General features: G+C 46.0%; 22 protein-coding genes, 1 tRNA gene and 2 pseudogenes. 10 read left to right on the top strand and 15 right to left on the bottom strand.

What is annotated here, in order from left to right; translation table 11 throughout:
• Positions 1-69 precede the first annotated feature (69 nt).
• From DWW60_RS05135 to DWW60_RS05105, 7 genes and pseudogenes are all read left to right on the top strand, one after another.
• Positions 70-1,102 (top strand): annotated as a pseudogene (locus DWW60_RS05135) (AAA family ATPase).
• Between the two features lie 517 nt (positions 1,103-1,619).
• Positions 1,620-2,585 (top strand): MobV family relaxase, encoded by a 966-nt coding sequence (gene mobV, locus DWW60_RS05130; RefSeq protein WP_001820668.1) that lies wholly within the window; start codon positions 1,620-1,622, stop codon positions 2,583-2,585.
• Between the two features lie 8 nt (positions 2,586-2,593).
• Positions 2,594-3,448, top strand: coding sequence for a ParB/RepB/Spo0J family partition protein (locus DWW60_RS05125; RefSeq protein WP_000743700.1), 855 nt, complete (start codon positions 2,594-2,596; stop codon positions 3,446-3,448).
• Between the two features lie 45 nt (positions 3,449-3,493).
• On the top strand, positions 3,494-3,724 hold the full coding sequence (locus DWW60_RS05120) for a YdbC family protein (RefSeq protein ID WP_001206986.1): 231 nt from the start codon (positions 3,494-3,496) through the stop codon (positions 3,722-3,724).
• A gap of 71 nt (positions 3,725-3,795) precedes the next feature.
• Positions 3,796-3,987, top strand: coding sequence for a hypothetical protein (locus DWW60_RS05115; protein ID WP_001820669.1), 192 nt, complete (start codon positions 3,796-3,798; stop codon positions 3,985-3,987).
• Positions 3,988-4,041: 54 nt separating this feature from the next.
• On the top strand, positions 4,042-5,949 hold the full coding sequence (locus tag DWW60_RS05110) for a recombinase family protein (protein WP_199414448.1): 1,908 nt from the start codon (positions 4,042-4,044) through the stop codon (positions 5,947-5,949).
• Positions 5,900-6,205, top strand: a pseudogene (locus tag DWW60_RS05105) (DUF6198 family protein); the annotation flags it as partial. The gene DWW60_RS05110 and the pseudogene DWW60_RS05105, both read left to right, overlap by 50 nt.
• A 291-nt stretch (positions 6,206-6,496) precedes the next feature.
• Here the strand turns inward: DWW60_RS05105 and DWW60_RS05100 are convergent.
• From DWW60_RS05100 to DWW60_RS05070, 7 genes are all read right to left on the bottom strand, one after another.
• Positions 6,497-6,928 carry a flavodoxin gene (locus tag DWW60_RS05100; protein ID WP_055146627.1) on the bottom strand — a complete coding sequence of 144 codons (432 nt, stop codon included), beginning with the start codon at positions 6,926-6,928 and terminating at the stop codon, positions 6,497-6,499.
• A gap of 89 nt (positions 6,929-7,017) precedes the next feature.
• A complete protein-coding gene (locus DWW60_RS05095) occupies positions 7,018-7,692 on the bottom strand; it encodes a DUF3793 family protein (protein WP_117874541.1) in 675 nt (224 codons plus the stop codon).
• A gap of 142 nt (positions 7,693-7,834) precedes the next feature.
• A complete protein-coding gene (locus tag DWW60_RS05090) occupies positions 7,835-8,035 on the bottom strand; it encodes a hypothetical protein (protein ID WP_015533727.1) in 201 nt (66 codons plus the stop codon).
• Positions 8,036-8,058: 23 nt separating this feature from the next.
• Entirely contained in the window at positions 8,059-8,829 is a 771-nt protein-coding gene (locus tag DWW60_RS05085) for an ABC transporter permease (RefSeq protein WP_117874540.1), read from the bottom strand.
• A 24-nt stretch (positions 8,830-8,853) separates the two neighbouring features.
• Positions 8,854-9,540: an ABC transporter ATP-binding protein gene (locus tag DWW60_RS05080; RefSeq protein WP_117874539.1), complete on the bottom strand. Its 687-nt coding sequence runs from the start codon at positions 9,538-9,540 to the stop codon at positions 8,854-8,856.
• A gap of 30 nt (positions 9,541-9,570) precedes the next feature.
• Positions 9,571-9,927, bottom strand: coding sequence for a GntR family transcriptional regulator (locus tag DWW60_RS05075; protein ID WP_055273124.1), 357 nt, complete (start codon positions 9,925-9,927; stop codon positions 9,571-9,573).
• Positions 9,928-10,296: 369 nt separating this feature from the next.
• Positions 10,297-11,469, bottom strand: coding sequence for a glycosyltransferase family 4 protein (locus tag DWW60_RS05070; protein WP_117874538.1), 1,173 nt, complete (start codon positions 11,467-11,469; stop codon positions 10,297-10,299).
• A gap of 339 nt (positions 11,470-11,808) precedes the next feature.
• On the opposite strand from DWW60_RS05070, the gene DWW60_RS05065 reads away from it, so the two are divergent.
• A tRNA-Pro gene (locus DWW60_RS05065) sits at positions 11,809-11,882 on the top strand.
• Between the two features lie 33 nt (positions 11,883-11,915).
• Here the strand turns inward: DWW60_RS05065 and DWW60_RS05060 are convergent.
• Both DWW60_RS05060 and DWW60_RS05055 read right to left on the bottom strand, forming a co-directional pair.
• A complete protein-coding gene (locus DWW60_RS05060) occupies positions 11,916-12,476 on the bottom strand; it encodes a LemA family protein (RefSeq protein WP_055146645.1) in 561 nt (186 codons plus the stop codon).
• 44 nt (positions 12,477-12,520) lie between these two features.
• Positions 12,521-13,957 carry a DUF3137 domain-containing protein gene (locus DWW60_RS05055; protein ID WP_117874537.1) on the bottom strand — a complete coding sequence of 479 codons (1,437 nt, stop codon included), beginning with the start codon at positions 13,955-13,957 and terminating at the stop codon, positions 12,521-12,523.
• A gap of 417 nt (positions 13,958-14,374) precedes the next feature.
• Between DWW60_RS05055 and hcp the strand changes: the two genes are divergently transcribed.
• Positions 14,375-15,943 (top strand): hydroxylamine reductase, encoded by a 1,569-nt coding sequence (gene hcp / locus DWW60_RS05050; RefSeq protein WP_334294837.1) that lies wholly within the window; start codon positions 14,375-14,377, stop codon positions 15,941-15,943.
• Here hcp and DWW60_RS05045 read toward each other — a convergent pair.
• The 5 genes from DWW60_RS05045 to DWW60_RS05025 all read right to left on the bottom strand — a co-directional run bounded on the left by DWW60_RS05045 (position 15,900) and on the right by DWW60_RS05025 (position 19,468).
• Positions 15,900-16,235, bottom strand: coding sequence for a hypothetical protein (locus DWW60_RS05045; RefSeq protein WP_147341849.1), 336 nt, complete (start codon positions 16,233-16,235; stop codon positions 15,900-15,902). The two genes, hcp and DWW60_RS05045, sit on opposite strands and share 44 nt — an antisense overlap.
• Before the next feature lie 145 nt (positions 16,236-16,380).
• Positions 16,381-16,515: a hypothetical protein gene (locus DWW60_RS13780; protein WP_255415657.1), complete on the bottom strand. Its 135-nt coding sequence runs from the start codon at positions 16,513-16,515 to the stop codon at positions 16,381-16,383.
• The gene (locus DWW60_RS05035) at positions 16,478-16,963 is read right to left on the bottom strand and encodes a hypothetical protein (RefSeq protein WP_117874534.1); all 486 of its coding nucleotides are present in this window, start codon (positions 16,961-16,963) and stop codon (positions 16,478-16,480) included. Before DWW60_RS05035 ends, DWW60_RS13780 begins: the two co-directional genes overlap by 38 nt.
• A 15-nt stretch (positions 16,964-16,978) precedes the next feature.
• Complete coding sequence (locus DWW60_RS05030) at positions 16,979-18,685, bottom strand: sensor histidine kinase (RefSeq protein WP_158565879.1); 1,707 nt, start codon at positions 18,683-18,685, stop codon at positions 16,979-16,981.
• 102 nt (positions 18,686-18,787) lie between these two features.
• On the bottom strand, positions 18,788-19,468 hold the full coding sequence (locus DWW60_RS05025) for a response regulator transcription factor (protein ID WP_117874532.1): 681 nt from the start codon (positions 19,466-19,468) through the stop codon (positions 18,788-18,790).
• 251 nt (positions 19,469-19,719) lie between these two features.
• On the opposite strand from DWW60_RS05025, the gene DWW60_RS05020 reads away from it, so the two are divergent.
• A complete protein-coding gene (locus DWW60_RS05020) occupies positions 19,720-19,920 on the top strand; it encodes a hypothetical protein (RefSeq protein WP_199414447.1) in 201 nt (66 codons plus the stop codon).
• 52 nt (positions 19,921-19,972) lie between these two features.
• On the opposite strand, the gene DWW60_RS05015 is transcribed toward DWW60_RS05020, so the two are convergent.
• Positions 19,973-20,989, bottom strand: coding sequence for an SGNH/GDSL hydrolase family protein (locus DWW60_RS05015; protein WP_117874530.1), 1,017 nt, complete (start codon positions 20,987-20,989; stop codon positions 19,973-19,975).
• Position 20,990: the final 1 nt, after the last annotated feature.

Here is a 20,990-nt window from a genome sequence, read left to right as displayed (position 1 = left end):
ATCTATTTTTAAGGAGGTCAACGCCTATGTGCAACGAAAACAAAGACACCGCCCGAAAGGAGGAAAGCCATGCAGAAGTTACAGACAGTCAACGCCGAAACGCTCCTTTATGAACCGCTTGAGAAACCATCCTTTGTGGTGGACAGCCTTATCCCGACAGGCTTATCGCTGTTCTGCGGCTCACAGAAGATAGGCAAAAGCTGGCTCATGCTGAAGCTATGCTTATGCGTGTCGCAGGGAATCCCTTTATGGGATATGCCGACAATGGAGGGCGATGTGCTTTACCTCTGCCTTGAGGACACGTTCTGCCGCATACAGGACAGGTTATTTCGTTTGACGGACGAAGCAAGCGGGCGGCTCCACTTTGCCGTGGCAAGCTGCAAGCTGTCAGACGGTCTTATCGTGCAGCTTGAAGATTATCTGAAAGATTACCCAGACAGCAGGCTCATTGTCATTGATACCTTGCAGAAAGTCCGTACAGCTTCAAAAGACAATGCCTATGCAAGCGACTATGGGGACATCTCCCTCATCAAAGACTTTGCCGACAGGCACTCTCTGGCGGTCATTGTCGTACACCACATCCGAAAGCAGAATGACAGCGACGTGTTCAACAAGGTGTCTGGGACGACAGGATTAACGGGGAGTGCGGACGCTACCTTTGTTCTGGAAAAGGAGAAACGTGCGTCTGACACCGCCAAGCTGTATGTGACGGGCAGGGACACGCCTTATCAGGAATACACGCTGCGTTTCCGTGATTGCCGTTGGGAGCTTGTGGAGCGGAAAACGCAGGAGCAGCTTGCGAAAGAAACGATACCAGATGTCCTTTTTCGGTTGGTGGATTTTATGAGGGATAAGGAAGAATGGATAGGCACGGCAACGGAACTGTTAGCCGCTATGGGGGAAACGGAAACCATACCCACGGTGATTACGAAATGGCTGAATGAATACCGCACCACATTTTTAAGCGAGAACCGTATCTGCTACCAGTACAGCCGCAGGAAAGACGGCAGGCGGATTGCCCTTGCAAGGAGGGCGGGTGACAGCGGTGATGGTGGTGACAGCGATATTAGGATACCCCCCTGTTACTGTCATTGACGCTTAAAGCCATGTAAAGCTGGCGGCTCTGCCCTGCGGGTGACAGCAGTGACGGTGGTGACAGTGATTTTAGGATACCCTGCCGCTGTCATCCCTACGGGAGAACACCCCGTAAACGCAAAATGCAGGCGTGAGATTTACTCGCCCTTTTCGGTCGTGTAAAACCACCCCTGCGGTCAGAAAAATCATTCCGATTTTTCCGACTGCGTTTACAGGGTGTAACACACTACACTTTGCCCTGCAAAGTCGTGTGCCAGACGTTCCCTCTGGACTCCCTTAAGGCAGGGCTGTGCCCTGCTATCCTACGCCTTACGGCTTCGGATAAAAGAATGGCGGCATGACGGTGACGGCTCTTGCGAGGGGGGTATCCCAAAAACACCGTCATCATCGACATGACCGTCATGCAGGGGGTGAGGGTGACAGTTGCGGCAGTCGGCAGGGGGTATCCCAAAACTGCTGTCACCACCGTCACCGCTGTCACCCCAAAGGACGGTCACCCGCCGAAAGAAAGGAGGAATCCGCCTATGCCTTATGCAATCCTGCGTTTCCAGAAACGAAAAGCGGGCGGCGTTGCGGCTTGTGAACGCCACAACGAGCGGAAGAAAGAAGCCTACAAAAGCAACCCAGATATAGATATGGAACGCTCTAAAAACAATTACCATCTCATAGCACCACCAAAGTACACCTACAAGAAAGAGATTAACCGCATGGTAGCCGAAGCGGGGTGCAGGACAAGGAAAGACAGCGTGATGATGGTGGAAACGCTCATCACAGCTTCACCAGAATTTATGAACCAGTTACCGCCCGAAGAACAAAAAGCGTATTTCCAGACGGCTCTTGACTTCATTTCGGAGCGTGTTGGAAAGCAGAATATCCTCTCCGCTGTCGTCCATATGGACGAGAGAACGCCCCATATGCACCTCTGCTTTGTGCCGATTACGCCAGACAATAAGCTGTCAGCGAAAGCTATCTTAGGCAACCAGAAATCATTATCCGAGTGGCAGACCGCCTACCATGAGCGGATGTCCTCACGGTGGAATCAGCTTGAACGGGGGCAGTCCTCAATGGAAACCAAGCGGAAACACGTCCCCACATGGCTCTATAAATTAGGCGGCAGGCTTGATAAACAGTATGAAGAAATCGTGTCTGCCCTATCCGACATCAACGCCTTTAACGCAGGGAAGAAAAGGGATAAAGCGTTAGATTTACTCTCTGCATGGCTGCCAGACGTGGAGAAATTCTCTAAGGAAATCGGGAAACAGCAGGCGTATATCGACAGTTTGAAAGAGAGAATTGGGCAGGAATCAGACTATGCGGGGCGTATGCGTGATGAAAAGTACGAGCAGGAACTAAAGGTGCAGAAAGCGAATCAGAAGATATTTGAATTGCAGAGAACCAACGAGCAGATGGGGCGGCTGCTGTCAAAAATACCGCCCGAAGTGTTGGAAGAATTGCAGAAAAATCATAGAAGCAGAGCGAAAGAAAGGTAGATATGTGAATGAAGAAACAGGATTTTAAGGTGTTAAAGACCAAAGACTTGTACCCGTTCCCCGACAATCCGTTTCATGTGGCAGAAGATGAAACACTGTCAGAGTTAGCGGAAAGCATCAAGGAATTTGGCATTGTCACGCCGATAATCACACGCCCGAAAGAGGACGGGGACGGTTATGAAGTGATTGCAGGACAGCGGCGTGTCCGTGCTTCTGAACTTGCAGGGATAAATACCGTGCCTGCGTTTGTCCTGCCCTTAGACCGTGACCGAGCCATCATCACCCTTGTAGACAGCAATTTGCAGCGTGAGAATATCCTGCCATCGGAGCGGGCGTTTGCTTACAAGATGAAATCCGAAGCCATGAAGCGGCAGGGTTTCCGCACAGACTTAACCTCGTCACAAGTTGTGACGAAGTTGCGGACGGACGACAAGGTGGCACAGGGCTTCGGCGTGGGCAGGATGACCGTGCAGCGTTTTATCCGCCTGACGGAACTGATACCGCCGATTTTGCAGATGGTGGACGAGGGGAAAATCGCCCTCACGCCTGCGGTGGAACTGTCCTTCTTGAAGAAAGACGAGCAGGAAAACCTCTTTGCCACGATGGAGAGCGAAGAAGCAACGCCCTCACTCTCACAGGCACAGCGGATGAAACAGTTAAGCCAGAGCGGGCGGCTTGACATGGATACGATATTTGCGATTATGACGGAGGAAAAGGGCAACCAGAAAGAAACCTTGAAAATCAACACAAGCAAGCTGAAAAAATACTTTCCGAAGAACACAACGCCGAAGCAGATGGAGGAAACCATCATCAAACTTTTGGAGCGTGAGTTGCAGAGGAAACGCAACCGTGACAGCCGCTAATCTTCTTTTTTCGGGAAGTAAATACAGAGAGTTGAGGTATGGAGAATGAGAGAAATCCAGTATGAAATCGTAAAGGAAATCGCAGTATTGTCTACGGGCGACAGTGGCTACACAAAGGAAATCAATCTCATTTCATGGAATGGGAAAGAGCCGAAGTATGACATCCGCAGCTTTTCCCCGAACCGTGAAAAGTGCGGCAAGGGAATCACGCTGAACGCTGATGAAGCGGCGGCACTCCTTAAAGCATTACAGAAAGAATTAAACAGCGAGGATTAATGGTATCTGATTGGCAGGGCGGGGACATTTCCAAACTCTTCCCTGCCCTGTCTGGAAAGGAAGATTTAAGTATGGGCGAGGATAAGAAAGCAGATAAAAAGAGAAAGCGTATCGTGCCAAAAGCACCAGTGCAGATGATAATCAGCCGTGAATATGTCGGCACACAGACCGTTACAGAAGCGTTTGTCCCGATTATCTCCGAGGATATTCGGAAGAAGATTGCCGAGGGCGACACCTTCGACAATGAGGGGCTGTCCGCTTAGAATGTACGCAATGGGACATGAAAACAGATAGGACAGATACGGAGGTTTTACAGTATGGCAGGAATCAAAGAAGAAAAGAAAATCTATTTAGTCGGCATTTATTGCCGCTTATCTAAAGACGATGGTACGGATAACGAGAGTGCGAGCATTGCGACACAGAAATCCATCCTCACGGATTATGTGAAAAAGCAGGGATGGCACATAGCAAAAACGTATGTGGACGATGGTTATTCTGGTACAAATTTCCAAAGACCAAGTTTCCAGAATATGATAAAAGACATTGAAAGCGGTCTGATAAACTGCGTGATTACGAAAGATTTATCCCGTCTGGGGAGAAACTATCTTGATTGTGGGTTATATCTGGAAGTTTTCTTCCCAGAGCATAACGTGAGGTATATAGCGGTCAATGACGGCGTAGATACCTTGAATAAATCTGCTATGGACATCACGCCTTTCCGCAACATTTTAAACGAAATGTATGCCGCTGACATATCTGTTAAGATAAAATCGGCATATCGGGCGAGGTTTCAACAGGGGAAATTCATGGGAACTACCGCCCCTTATGGCTATATCAAAGACCCTGCCGACCACAACCATCTGCTGATAGATGATAAAGTGGCACATGTTGTAAAAGAGATATTCGACCTTGCATTAAAAGGGAATGGAGTTGCCAAAATTTGCAGACATCTTAATAAACAGCATATCCTACGCCCTGCCGCTTATGCGGCGGAGCGTGGCGAAACAGGCTTTGAACGTCATTTTGAGGGGAACGAGGACAAACGCTATATTTGGAGTGGGAACAGCGTGAGGAGCATTTTAAGAAGCCCGATATATGCGGGAAATCTTGTAGGCTACAAACGGATTGCCGCCAATATGAAAAGCAAGAAACGCCCCTCTAAGCTGCCCGAAGAATGGGAAGTGATACCCAATACCCATGAGGGAATAGTCACGCAGGAGGAATTTGATATTGTCCAACAGCTTATTACAAGTCGTAGGCTTCCACAGAACAAGGGAGGATTTGTAAATATTTTTGCAGGCGTTATCAAGTGTGTGGACTGCGGATGTGCTCTGCGGGCAATGAACGTACACAGGAGGAAACGCCCCGACATCATCGACTGCGTACAATATTCCTGCAATAATTATGGCAGATACGGTAATATCATGTGTACCGCACACAGCATTGAAGCGAGGGACTTGTTCAACGCTGTCCTCACCGACATCAACCGATTTGCGGATATGGCAGTCAATGATGAAAAGGCAGTGAGGGCGATTGAAAAGCGGCTCACGGAAACAGACCAGAGCAAGGCAAAGGCACTGGAAAAGGAGCAAAGAAAACTGAACAAACGCCTTGCAGAACTGGACAGGCTGTTTTCCTCACTCTATGAAGATAAGGTGATGGAGCGTATTACCGAGCGGAATTTTGAGATGATGTCGGGAAAATACCAGAAAGAACAGCTTGAAATTGAAGCAAGGCTGAAAGAGGTAACGGAAACGCTCAGCGACAGCTATGAGAAGACGCAGGGTGTCCGTGATTTCCTCTCCCTAATCCGCAACTATCAAGGCATTAAGGAACTGGACGCAACCATCATAAACGCACTTATAGACAAGATACTTGTTTCGGAACGTGAGAAACTTACAGACGGAATGGTGCGGCAGGAAATCAAGATTTATTATAAATTCATCGGCTTTGTCGGTGAATTACATATCACACCGACAAAGCGGTGGACTGCGTTAAAGCCTAAGAATTGTACGGTGTGCGGTGTTGAATATGTTCCCCGCTCTGGCATATCGAAGTATTGTCCTGCTTGTGCCAAGAAGATACAGAGGGAGAAATCAAACGAGAGCAAACGCAGGAGCAGGGAGCGAAACAGACAGGCATGTATTGAACTGTCCGCAAAAAATGACCGACTGATGTGGACTTCCAATCATCCCGACAGACCTTTTCCCAAGAGAGCTGTCTGAGATTATATCGGCAAAATATTCCAAGGTTAAGATTTCGTTTGATGTAATCTGCCTTGCAACGACAGCTGCCATGACAGGTTTTATCCTCGGTCATATCTACGGCCTGGGAATCGGAACAGTTCTTGCTGCATTCACCATGGGCAAGGGAATCGCCATAGTTGGAAATGCCATGGACAAACATGTTACAATAGCTCCATACATAACAGCACACATTAAGCGCCACGGCAGCCACAAGGCCCAGTATGCAGGACACTAAGAACAATTTCAACACAAAAAAGAACCGCCTGAGAGAATCACATTCAAATTACAGATTTTCTCAAGCGGCTCTTTTTATATCCCCACGACCAGGCACGTAGATAAAAAATAACCATATATATGCCAGTCGGTAGTGACGGCAACCGAGCTTCAACGCTTCTTGCCGCATCGGAGATCCGCAACGTCCTTATCGCGGTCGGAGATGCGTGCAGATAGAAGCAAGTTAAAGCGACAGTTGCCGAACGTGACTGCATACATATGGTTATTTTTTTTCGTCCGTGCCGTCCGTCACCTACGCATTTGCCAGCTGGCGTCCAAGCTCCTTACACTCCTCAAGGCCTTCTGCGTCAGGTGTCTCATGGCACATAAGTCCGGCGCCGCCTACGAGTTCTGCGCCTGCTGACTGCATTCTCGCCTCCCAGTCGCGCATCCACTCGCCATCTCCCCAGCCGTATGAACCGAAGAGTGCGATCTTCTTGCCTGAAGCAAATCCCTCAACCTCAGCAACAAATGGCTCCATCTCAGCCTCCTCAAGCACCTCAGCTCCCATAGCCGGGCATCCAAGTGCAAATACTGGTTCATCCTTGAGTGCATCCGGTGTGATGCTGCTTACAAATACTACCTCCGCTTCCTTTCCGGCATCTCTCACGCCATCCGCAATAGCCTCCGCCATCATCTGTGTATTTCCGCCCTGTGTCCAGAATACGATATTAATTTTGCTCATAATAATCCTCCTTATGAAATTATATGTAAAAGGGGGCTTTCCCTATACATCCTTGTAAACTGTGTTTATCTGCATCTTTCCATATACTTCTACGCCGCGTTTCTGCTCGCCGTGTACATCCCCATGATATCCCTCATATGCAGTCCATTTGAAAGAAATTGAATAAGTCTCTCTTCCGCACATTCAAATATATGAAATGTTCTCCGCTTTGATTCAGCATCCTCATATACCTTCCAATAACCGGAGCAAAGTGCATTTCTTCCGTTCTGCAGAATAAATCCCTCCACATCCTCTGGCGGGTATCCCAGCAGTAAGCCCATCTCGTGTGGGAACCACTCCTTGCCAAGAGATCCATCGCCACAAGCCTGATCTTCATGTGCCGGTTGTTTTGAGGTAAATCTTCCTCTGCTCTTTAAGTACTGCTGATATTTTTCACGGAACTCAGCGAGAATATCAGAAAGCTCCATGTCCGCATATCCCAGCTCAGACATAAGTCTTTGCACATCATCCCTCTGAACAAATGCCCTGAGCTTTGCCGCATTGTAGATAAATACATTTACCCTGCCACAGGTTGCTCCCAGTGTGTACATACATATATCACTGTCCTTCAGTATCTCCACCATCTGACGATATCCGCTGAGTTCTATGTTCAGCAGATTTGACACCTTGACACCCGTTATCACCGGTGCACATTGAAGTGCCATCTGAAGTTCCACGTCACCGAGCTCCATGCCCTTCATGATCTCCCATGTATTTTCACTCATACAAAACCTCCTTGTGACAAATAGGTTTGGTTAGCCTTGTCTAACTCTAGTGAAAATACTACATGATTCCTCCCCGAACGTCAATAACCCGGAGTGAGACATTTTCTCACTCCGGGTTATCTTGTTGATTAAAAATATACATTTATAAATTCTGCTTTATCATCGTCCTGCGTGGCTCTTTATTTCCGCCTGTTACCATATTGAGCAGCCGCCACACACCATATGCACAGATCCCACACACAGCCACAGGTACAAGGAGCACTACTATGACTCCTGTGCAGACTCCTGTAACCAGGTATCTAAACCATTTCATCACATCACCATTCCTCATATCTACTGCCATCTTAATGCATTCCTCTCATTACATTATAAACTGATCTTCTTAGACAGCAGTGTCGCACTTCCTATATAACTGCCGATCATGCATACAACATAGAGAATAAGCTGCGGTATGTTCTTATACATCGCGTCAAGCATAGTCTCCACCTGCACGTTCTTCCCAAGGTGCGGAAGCTTGTATGCTATGTAGCTCACCAGCACATAAAGAGCCACAAAAAGTATAAAGCTGACAACACCCTTTATCTTCTTGTTCTGAAGTACTGTGGAAGACAGTGACACTGCGAGGTACGCTATGGTGATCATTGTATAGAATTGAATAAGTGCTACTACTATGAACCCTGCAACATTTGCAATGACACTTCCTATTGACAACCCTCTTGTTCCCAGAATATCATCCAGCACAAGCTCAACGCCAGCTACACCGCCGTTATGTGACTTAAGCAGGTTATAATCAACAACTATAAGCAGTCCAAGAAAGGCCACAAGTGTCGCACCGGTGAGCAGGATTGAAAGCAGCTTTGCACCGATAATCTTGTAATTTGAAATTGGCGTCATAAACACCATATACCCCGTCTTGTTCTTCAGATCCTGACTGTATATTATCACACCATATATCAAGACGAACATAAACGAAGCCCAGCCTCCCATCACAAGGAAGATGATACCAAGTCCAGCTAACAAATCCTTTTCTGCAAATATTCCAATCACGAACAGCAATTCTGCTGCCGCAAGAGCCGTTATAACCACCAGAAGTGGAAATACTCCACGTCTGTATTCATATTTCATCATCTTTAACATAATATCTATCTCTCCTTCATCTAACTATGCATATATTTCCTTATACATATCAACTATCGACTTGCCCCTGTTCACTCGCAGCTCCTCTGCATCACCCTGAAGCACACAGGTGCCATTCTTGATAAAGAATGCGTGATCCACGATCCTCTCAAGTTCATCCACAAGGTGGCTTGACATGAGCACGGCTGTGTCATCCGATATATTCCGGACAATCGTGCTGATAATCTTCTCCCTAGCTATGATGTCTATTCCGTTCAGTGGCTCGTCCAGCATGACGATCCTGCTGTCTCTGGACAGAGTAACCGCTATCTTGAGCTTTGCCAGCATTCCTGAAGACATGCTCTTCGCCTTCTGATCCGGATTCAGCTCCATCTCAGCAAGCAGTCCCATGTATTTGTCATAGTCAAAGTCATCAAAGAAATCTTTGTAATACTTTCCTATGTCCTTACAGTTCATATATCCGAAGAAGAACGCCTCCGTCGGCATATAAGCTATGTCCTTCTTTGACCTGTATGTCATAGGCACTCCATCTATTGTGATAGTTCCTGAGTCCGGCTTGACCAGGCCGGCTATGATCTTCATAAGTGTTGACTTTCCACTTCCATTTGGACCGAGCAGCGCATATATGTGTCCCGGCTCTATCTCCAGCGACAGGTCGGATATCGCTGTGGTGGTGATATACTTCTTAACAAGATGTTCGCATTTTAACATTGTATCATTTCCCTTCTTTTTTATTACTTCTTACTTTCCAAAGTGTTCTTTTAGCAGTTCAAGGATCTCGTCCTGTGAAAATCCCATACCGGTGAGCTGTTCATCAAAGCTCTGTATGATTTCCTCTATTCTTTCCTTTTTCAGGTCGTCTATGACCCTGTCATCCTCCGTCACAAATGTTCCTATTCCACGTCTGGTATAGGACAACCCCATAGACTCCATCTCGCTGTAAATCCTCGCTGCAGTATTCGGATTTATCTGGTATTCTATGGCAAGTTCTCTTGATGACGGAAGCTTAGATCCCAAAGGCAGTGTGCCCGCTATGATCTTCTGCTTTATATCCTCTATGACCTGAAGATATATGGGGATATTCGTCTTAAATTCCATCACACACCTCCTCCTTGTATGTTGTCTAGCTCTTCTGTACTGCTGTACTAGTTGAATAGTACACTAGTATCATGGTGTTGTCAACTGTATTTTTAAATAAAGCATATTTTTTTAGTTTTTTGTCATCTAGATAGTAACTCATGCATCAGGTCATCTCGCCATCTTTGCTTATTACCTACATTTTATCTCATATACAATGTTTTCACTTAAAAGATAAAAAATTATCCATAAAACACATTATTCTGTGTCCTACGGATAATTTTTTAAAATTTTTTCTTTTTTAGAGCTTTTTCATCTATTTGGAGATAATTTTATATCTTTTCCCTGGTTATCCCAACAGCCACTAGAGAATTCATACAAATTAAATTTCTAACAAGCCCTCAGCACCAGTGCTTGCAGCTCGCACACATTCATATAAAGCTTCTCAACTCTGTCTGCAAATGTCGATGTGGAGAATTCATATGCCGACTGCACTGCATTTCGTCTGAGCTGATGCCTTAAAGCAGGACTCATATCAAGCCACTTCACCAGCGCAGTTTCAAATGTTTCCTCATCAGTAAATTTCCAGCCATTCTTTCCCGGATCAACCACATCTACAAGGCACGGATCCTCTCTGCACAGAAGCGGCACTCCCGCTGCCAGAGCTTCTACATATGTAAGCCCCTGAGTCTCGCTCGTGGATGCACTTACGAAGAAGTCACCAACCTGATAATACTCAGCCACCTTATCAGGCTCGATCATGCCTGTAAATATCACACTCTCTGAGATTCCAAGCGCTCTTACCTGTTCCTCTACCTCCGCCCTATATGGTCCGTCTCCAACTATCATGAGGATTGTACCATACCCGTGCACTCTCTTCTGGCATCTAAGTATCTCCTGGATATTCTTCTCCTTCGCCAATCTGCCAACATAGAGAAGAACTGTCTGGTCATCACTGAGTCCGTACTGCTCTCTGATTCTGTGTCTGCTGTCCGTTCCAATGTATTTTCCGAATTTATTCATGTCGATTCCAGAGGGGATCACCTCAACAGGACATAACACATCATACTTTTCAAGCACATCCTCTATCTTCCTGCTTGGTGCTATCATGGCATCGACCCTCGATGATAACATCCTGGTAAGTTTCTGCACAACTTTGCGTCCCCACGCTGCATTTGGCGAAAAGTAATGAGTGTAATCCTCGTATATCGTGTGGTATGTGTGCACTATCGGCGCATTTGTCTCATCTGCTATCTTCTTCGCCATGAAGAAGGTTGAGAACTCGCATTGGGAATGTATGACATCTGGTTTCCATTCTATGAGTTTGTCTATGACCGCCTTGATAACAGGCATCTTAAGCCTCGCCTCCGGATAAATCTTTCCGGCACCTACTGACGCCGCATATATCACATCTCCAACTATATATGTGTGGTGATTTCTCGAGAGTGTAAGTATCTTTACCTCATGTCCTCTTTTCTTAAGTTCATTTGACAGATTTACAACCGATGTCACAACTCCATTTATAACAGGTTCATACCAGTCCGTAGTAATAAGTATCTTCATGATCTATCGTCTCCTTCTATTTCAGGCGGCTTTCATTCTGTCCATCACCACCTGCACCTTATCCTCATATCAACTACTTTCTGGTTATTACTCTGCCATACACTTATAAATTTTCGTTGTAACAAATCTAAATATTATATAAATTGTATCTATGGGCACCCCAAAAATGTATCTACGGTCCCCCCATAAACGGATAGTTATCTGTCATTGATTGATTATCAGTTTCACAAAAGTTTCTCGGATATTCCTGGGTGAATTTCTTGACAATTTATTTAGAAAACTCCTTGCATTTTTTCCAGAATCTTCTTATACTATTATGGCAGTGTTGATAAACACACTCGGTGCGTGGCTCAGCTTGGTAGAGCGCTTCGTTCGGGACGAAGAGGTCGTGGGTTCGAATCCCGTCGCACCGATTTTTTTATGCACAAAAGCATCTGGATTCCCTGCTAAAATATCACATCTGATCTCTTATCCGCATCAGTCTTGAAATACTCCACCATATTGTGACCCGTTATGGCCGCAACCACCGAAGAAGGAAACTGGCTGCACAGATTGTTATAATTTGTCACACCTGCATTGTACAGTCTTCTTGCCGCCTGGATGTGCTCCTCCGCATTTGTGCAGCTGTTCTGAAGGACCTCTATATTCTTGCCCGCCGCCAATTCCGGATACGCCTCCACAACTGCATTTATCTGATCCGAGGCATTTTTCATAAGTTTCTCTACCCCGGTCTTCTCATCAGGTGTCATGCCTTTTCTGAGCTTTATCGCTGTTATCAGATTCTCGCTCTCATACGACATATAAGTCTTTACCATCGCATACTGTTTTGTGAGCAGATCATATCTCTTTGCAAGAGCAATATCCACATCCGAGTCCAGCTCTCTCACCTTATTTTCCGCTGCTTTCAGAGCATTTGCAGTCTTTATCGCATACGCTAAAAGTATCAAAACTATTACCACCAACACACAAAATACGAACACACCTTTGCTAAATAATATTGTAAACATACATTTCCCTCCGTGTACTTTTGCTCATTTTCACAATTTCTCTTCTATAGTAACAGAGCCGCATCCATCGTCTCCTGCAGCATGCGCAGGTATTTGTCCAGATAAGCCTCCACATCACTCATACTTTTTATATTTTTCTCCTCGTCAAATACCATGTATTTATCACTCTTGCTTATACACATGTACAATCTGTCCCCATCGAATGTCACATGGAGAGACGCCTTCTCCTTTGGATAAAGTGCCGCCAGCCTCTCCATGACATCCGGTGTAAGCATATAAAATATATTCTCCTCGTCATTGCAGTTTATAGTGAACAGCAGATTAAAGTTCTCGTTTTCTGTCTTTTCTATTCTTCCCACTGCGCCACGCTCCAGACCGCACTTCAATATATTCTTCATCTCCAGTTCGGAGTTTCCCATGACTCCCAGCAAAGCCGATGAACTTTTTCTATATGGTATCTCAACAACCAGCCCGCCAAATAATTTGTCTATTTTTTTCTCTTTATCACCATCACTGTCCTCGTGATAATACTCGTACTCCATGTATTCATAACTGCACCTGAAATGAACACCCTTGTATGTTCCCTCCACCATGTCGCGGCCGTTAACCAGCAAAGGCTTGCCATCCAGTGTAAATGGTCTGCCAGCAAAGCAGTTCAGTCTTCTCATCTGTTCATCAGGAAGTCCGCCCTGATGTCTGTATACGCTACCCTCTCCATAACGTCTCCTGATAATCTGTGGGATCAGCTCCGTGTAAATCACACTGGAATCTGAAATATTCTCTTTTTTCTTTTTGCTCTTACTCACCCATCTGAATATAAGGAAGATAACTACTCCGTATACGATCACCAGTCCGCCGGGATTTTCTGAATCTGTTCCGCCACCAGCTCCCGCACCGCCTGATGATATGTTGTCCATACCGCCAAATATCTGCTCTACCATGTCAAATATCCGCTCTGTTATACTCATGCCATTTATCAGCCCGGCCTCATTAAGTATCGTGAACGCCATGATCACCACTACTACGGTTATGAGCACTATTCGTATCCCGAGCCATTTTGTCCTTCTCTTCGCATCCGCCTGATCGCTCCTTCTCTGAAAATCACCGGGCAAGCCTCCATTCTCGTATCTTGATATAACATCCTCTGACCGATCATTCTGTCTGGCTTCCCCGTAGAGCCTCTCCTCTATCTCCTGGCGCCACATGGCATCAAGTGCTTCCCATCTCAGCTTTATCTGCTCATTTGTCATGCCCTGCTCCCGCATCTCTTTCTCTCTTTGGCTGCGGTATATTCTGGAATACATGTTGGGCGCTCCGGCATCCGGTCCAAGATACATTCGGTCTCTCTCATCTATCGGCAGATCGGCATATGCATCTCTGGACATAAGCGTCCCATCCGCATAGTTTCTGACATGATACTTGGCTGATTCATTTGCAAATTCAAGCGCGCGAGCCAGTCTATCCCCGTGTTCCTTTTTCATCCGTGATTTCTCCTTTATCCCCGTCCAGATCAACTGTTATTTGATTTACTATAAAACTTTTTCACATCTGCCCACTATCAGCGCCATGTAAAATTTCAGTCAAATGCGTGCAAGACGGCACTTATCTGCTCAATATAACCGGCGACTCCGCAGTATCAAATGAAGGTGGGGACGGAGGGGACAGGTACCTCCGTCCCCACCTCTGTCTCCATTTTTTCTCAGGGCGCCTCTATCTGAGCAACGAAAGTTTTTTATCCCCCTAAATGTTATTTCACAGATATACTTTAGCAAATTTGCGTATAAAACTCCTGTTCACTGTCCATACTCTATTTAGAAGAAAATCCACAGACTGCCAGGCAGTCACCAGTTTTTTCAGATAGATTCATAATTTCAGGAGGTATACAGTACATGTCAAATATGTTTTGTTTTCAGTGTCAGCAGACAGCGGGGGGATCCGCATGTATCAATACTGGAGTGTGCGGCAAGCAGCCATCCACATCTAATCTACAGGACGAGCTTGTGTGTGAGCTTATAAAACTTGCAGGACTCTCAAAAAATGAGAATAAACACAGCGCGGTCGCCGACAGACTTATCATAGACGGTCTTTTCACAACCCTGACAAATGTAAACTTTGACGACAATGCAATAAAAGAATTTATGGGAAGGGTTAAAAACGAGCAGAACAAGATCAGCAGACCTGAGGCTGAAAAGATACAGGTGATCGACCTATGGGATGGTGACACGGATATAGTGTCCTTGCGTTCCACCCTGCTGTTTGGACTCAAGGGTATGGCGGCATACGCCCATCACGCCATGAATCTCGGCTACACAGATAATGAGGTTCTGAAGTGGTTCTACAAGGGACTGTGCGAGGTTAACAGGGAGCACAGCGTCACCGAATGGATAGAACTCATCATGGAATTGGGCCAGGTCAATTTCAAATGCATGGAGCTGCTGGACAAAGCCAACACTGAATCATTTGGCAATCCTGTGCCTACGAGAGTAAATGTTGACATCAAAAAAGGGCCATTTATCGTGGTCTCCGGTCACGACCTGAACGACCTGTCACAGCTCCTTGAGCAGACTGAAAAGACAGGAGTAAATGTATATACCCACTGCGAGATGCTGCCTGCGCACGGCTATCCGGAGCTTAACAAATACCATAATCTGGCGGGCAATTTCGGAACCGCATGGCAGAGCCAGCAGACAGAATTCGAAAATATACCCGCGCCGGTGCTCTTTACCACCAACTGTCTCATGCCGCCAAGGCCGAGCTACAAGGACAGGATCTACACCACATCAGTCGTGGGTTATGACGGCATGGTTCACATCTCATGTACAAGAGCAGGCAAAAAGGATTTCACTCCGATCATAAAACATGCCCAGAAGCTCGGCGGCTACGAACACGACAGGAGCATGAGCGGCATAAACGGCGGTCATATGTTGACAACCGGATTTGGACACAGCGCGGTTCTGTCACAGGCTGGTAAGATCATAGACGCCATCAATGCAGGACATGTCAAGCACATTTTCCTCGTTGGAGGCTGTGACGGCGCACATCCGGGACGCAACTATTACACCGAATTCGTAAAGCAGACTCCGATGGACACCCTTGTCCTCACCCTCGCCTGCGGCAAATACCGTTTCAACGATCTCGACCTCGGCGAAATCGACGGGATTCCAAGAATACTCGACATGGGTCAGTGCAATGACTCCTACAGTGCCATCAAGGTTGCTTTGGCTCTGGCAGATGCATTTCATTGCAGCATAAACGACCTCCCACTCACCCTTGTCCTGTCATGGTATGAGCAGAAGGCTGTCTGCATACTTCTCACCCTGCTGTCACTGGGTGTGCGCAACATGTATATCGGCCCGACACTGCCTGCGTTCATGTCTGAGACCGTGATTAAATATCTGGTGGAAAATTATAAGCTAAACCCGATCACTGCTCCTGAGCAGGATATGGATGCGATACTGAAACGTTGAGTATATCACTTATACTCTCCGCCATATCCGCATTTATCCCTATAGCTCTGTTTCCAAGACTTTCCGGAATCACAGCCTGATCGAGATTTAACCTGACAAGGGTTATGTTATCGTGTTCTCGTGTCAGCTTCTCAAAAGGAAATCGGATTATGGTTGGCGTGTTAAATCCAACCCCCAGCTCAAGGAGCACAAGCTTCCTGTCCAGGGATCTGGAGACAAAATCACCGAAGCGTCGCTCTGCCTCATACCAGGCACTGTCCTGAACAAAATAACCGTCCTTACGGAGGTTCATGTCCATCGAGCCTCCGCAGACAGGACAGCGTGGATACAGTTATCGATACAATTGTGGCATGGCACATAACATCCAGTCATACCGCTGTTTGCAGCGTTTACTATGCCTTTCTCATCATTTACCTGTGTCAGGTATTCATCCTGTATCAATAGAACGGCTCAAGCACATATCTGCTGTCATCCGGGTACACACTGTTCATAGATGGATTCTCCGCAAATATCCTGTCGATCCACAGCTTCTGATCATCCAGCCTGTGCGCCTTTCCGCTTAACCTTCTCAAGCTCTGCCTTATAGTCTGCCAGATGTCTCTTCTCCTGCTTTATCCTATAAACATAATTTCTGGTATCCTGGGAAGTTCCTTTCTCCTCCTGGCGACAATGAACGTACATAGGAATCTCTTTTGCGGCACGCCTTATCACATAGGCTATGAACGAAACCACCATAGCCCCAACAAAGATAAACAAATACGTCTGTGCAACGAACCTGTACGCTATAAGCGCCGCATTTGCCGCTATATAAGCAAATATTCCCACGACAACCAGAATCAGGATCATAGTGATCTTGAAATTTTTCAGCAGCTCCGAGTATTTTAACTCACAGGCAGCTATCTTTTTCTCGGACTCAGAGATCAAATTCTCTATATCCCGGATTTTCGCCGTGAGCTGCTCCATGCGATATTCATCACCTATTTCTTCATTTAATTTTTCCTGTGATACCGACAAATGCATAAATCCCACTCCTTCTTATTTGAATATCAATCTCACTTCCACTCCCCCATCGACATTCTTCATCTCACAGTCAAATCCATGCCTGTCCATAATGGCCTTGACGATCGAGAGTCCAAGTCCGGTGCCCTTGTGTCCGTGACGGCTATTGTCCCCCTTGACAAATGGCTTCCATGCACCTTCCAGCGTGTCCTTATCAAGTGGTTCGCTGGAATTGACAAATGACACTTCTTTATCCGATAGCTTCACATCGATGTGTCCGCCATCAGTCACATACTTGACAGCGTTATCCATGATGTTGACAACAGCCTGATACATCAGAGCTTCATCCGCAGAGACCGTGCATGCCCCCGATATATCGATCTGCACGTTTTTTTCCGATATTTTCTCATTATATATCTGTGCCACAGTGTCAACTATGCCTGTCAGATCCACTTCTGTCTTTTTGAGCTTTGTATCCACGTCCTCTGCCTTAGCCATATCCAGTATAGTCGCAACCTGCGTATTCATCTGTCTGACCTCATCCAGTATGCCGTCCATATAATACTGGTTCTTCTCAGGATTTGTGCCAGCCTTGAGATTTTCAGCGTAAAGTGAGATGATCGCCAGTGGACTCTTCAGATCGTGCGCCATAGCATTTGATGTGGTACGCCTGTACTGCTCCATGTCATAGACAGATTTGTATGATCTGTACAATACATAGGCTATTGCAAGTGAGACAAGCGTGCTCAGCAGTGCTATTCCTATCCACGTGGCAATTATCACTTTTCCAAATGAAGACTTTACGAGGTCGGTGTGATAATCCATCACCAGATAATAACTATTTCCAATCGCTACCACATCGGTGTTGTGCTTTCCCTGATCACAATTCCTACTGACTCTTGATAAACTTCCAACACCGGAGTCCCCCAGATCTGCCACAAGAGGCTCTATATTTCCTTCATAATCCATATTACGGGAAGCTGCTCCCGAACCGATAAGACTGCTATTATAAAAATGGTATCCTTTGCTTGTGTCAAGCTTCACATAACCATCGGGGATCTCTGTTACTGTGACACTATTCTCATCAGATTCGCCATAGTCCATTTGAGCCTCATGAATTCCTATGACCTTAACGTCATCACCGTAGTCATAGTAACTATATTTACTTATCCAGAAACTGGTTCCCTTTACATATATCTCTTCTATCCTGGATAAAGCAGGCAAACCATCGGCACTTCCGTATCTTGGAGCCTCCGCCATCATCTTCTGATAATCCTCATATGTACATGACAATCTAAACTTTTTATTGTTATCATCTGTGACAACAAAAAACATACGGTAGTCATGCCCGGCAACCAATGTCAAAGTGCCATCTGAGTCCTTATAGTACAGACTTGCAGCAGCACCGCCATCCACTGCAATCGCACTTAGCATTTCGCACGTATATTCAACATCACTGGTGAATTTGTTATCCGCAGTCTCAAAATCATAATTGATCCCATCCACATAGGCTCCTGCCAGTGCATCTTGATATTCTGTAACTGCTTCATTTACATTTGACCTGATTCGTTCCTCAGCACTCGCTACACCGTTGTCTACACTAGTATTATATATAGATACCAACAGATAGGTCACGATCCCTCCCAGCAATGCTGCCACCAATATAAACGGCACAAATATTCTCAGAAAAAATGAGCCGAATCTTTGTTTTTTCCCATATAACATATTTTTATTTTTCTTCATATTATAAAACATCCTTTCCCTTTTAATAACCTCCGAGTCATGGGGTCTGTGTACTGACACATCCATTAATTATATCTACACTTTGCACCGTTTCACACAGTCTCAATCCATCCTGTATCCCTTTGCAAATACTGTCTTGATCTTTTTACCCGACTCTCCAAGTGCCTGTCGAAGCTTCTTGATATGATTGTCCACTACCCTGTCGCTGCCCTCATAATCATAGCCCCACAGCCTGACCAGAAGATCATCCCTTGTGATAAGCATTCCTCTGTGCTCCATAAAATACTTCAGCATGGCATATTCCTTCGGTGCAAGCCTTACCTCGTTCCCAGCGGCAAATACCTGAAGCCTGTCCGGATAGATCACGATGTCATATGCCTCTATGCTGCTCTTCTTCTCCCACAGCCCCTTGCTTCTTCTGAGGAATGACATGATCTTTGCAGAAAGCTCCGCCATGGAAAACGGCTTCACCACATAGTCATCGCAACCTATGTCATAGCCATACAGCCGATCCTCCTCCCTGCCCCTTGCAGTCAGGAAAATGACAGGCACATAACTCTTTGCCCTGATGGCCCTGCATATCTCAAATCCATCTGCCCCCGGAAGCATGACGTCCAGCAGCACCAGATCGTATTCGTTCTCATACACAAGCTCCAGTGCCTTGTCTCCATCATCAGCCCAGGTGAAACAGGTCTCATATTCTGCTTCCTTGCCGTTCATATAGTCCATTATCCCCTCTGCTATCTTCTGCTCGTCCTCGACAAGCAATATGCTATACTTCATATTCCCTCCCCGTGGCAGCTTTGATTCTGTATACCTCACAGCGCCGTGCCACTCTATGTAAATCATCGATATCTAAGATTCTGAACACAGTATACTTCAAACTTATATCCTTTTTGTATCCTTTTGCATGTTTTTTATAAACAGATTGACCTTTAATGAAAGAGAGGAGCCTATGTCTATGAGGATAAGAAAATTATTGCCAGCATTTATAATGGCTGCAGCACCGACTTTGACGATCCCTGTCTCTGTCTATGCCGCAGAGGATGATAACCGAGACCCGCAAATACGGGAAAAAGGTCACCGCGACAATGCGTGTCAATGTGACAGCCATCACATTGAAGCGCGGCAAGAGCTATCTGCTGAAACCGGTTCTCACACCTTCAAACAGCACTGAGAAAAAGACATATACTTCCGGCAATATATCTGCCAGATGCAAAGTTACAGTAAAATAAAAAATAAAGTGGACGGGGGATTCAATCCTCCGTCCACTTATATATTTTATATTTAGTTGTTAGATACCGTTCCGTCGGACTGCTGTGCCTCCAACGACACAGTCTCTCCGGACATATACTTCACATAATCCAGATAGTCATTATTCCAATCCGCATACTTTTCTGAATGTCTCTTATCCTTAAAAGAATAATTCTCTGAAATATATTTTCCAAGATAGGCGCTTACCTTCTCTGCGCCCTTACAGTTGAGATGTCTTCCGCCATCCCTCGTGTCGGTGCTCCAGTCGATCACATAATCGCCCTTGAGCGTATTCATATCGACAAAATCAATATTCTTGGCTTTAGCATACTTAACCATGGCATTGTGTCTTGCATAATTCCATGACTTCGCCGTCGGAGTCTCTATGAACATGATCTTGATTCCATTCTTCTCACACTTGTCCATCAGCTTATCGAGCAGTATCTTTGATACCTCCGGTATGTCCTCAACAGCCTTGGTTTCCACCATCTTGCTCTGGCCTGAAAACGGCTTGACCTCCATGCTGAGATACTGTCCTCTTGAGGCTGATCTGTATGTGTAGTCCCTGGCACCGAACATGTCCGAAACACTCATGCTCTTCCACCTGTTGTGGTACTGTGCAAGAGGCAGATACTTATATGCCAGATTCTTCAGGTTGTTCTCAACCTTTTTCAATGTCGTCTTGCCTGTCCAGAGCATATTCACATCAAACACCACCAGCTTTGGCTTCTGACATGTGAGCACTTCATCCAGAAGGTTGGATGCCCCGGTCACATTCTGGAACCCCTCAGCCGCCACATATGTTGGAATTCCATATTTGTTCCATATATACATCGGAGAACATGCGCTGTAGGCATTGCTGTCTCCAAGCACCAGTACGTCTATCGAATTCTTCGGTTCTCCATAAAAGCCCCTTGCATTCGAGTTGGTTATTCCGCTTCCCGGATCGCTCCGCTTCGGAGTAAATGCAGCTCCCAGCACTCCCATGATCATCACGGCCACCAGGGCAAATGCTATGGATTTTATTATATTACGTCCACTTTTCTTCATA

Source organism: Coprococcus sp. AF16-22 (assembly GCF_003461545.1).
In the GTDB taxonomy this organism is placed as follows: domain Bacteria; phylum Bacillota; class Clostridia; order Lachnospirales; family Lachnospiraceae; genus Coprococcus; species Coprococcus aceti.
This window is presented reverse-complemented; position numbering and strand designations above follow the sequence as displayed.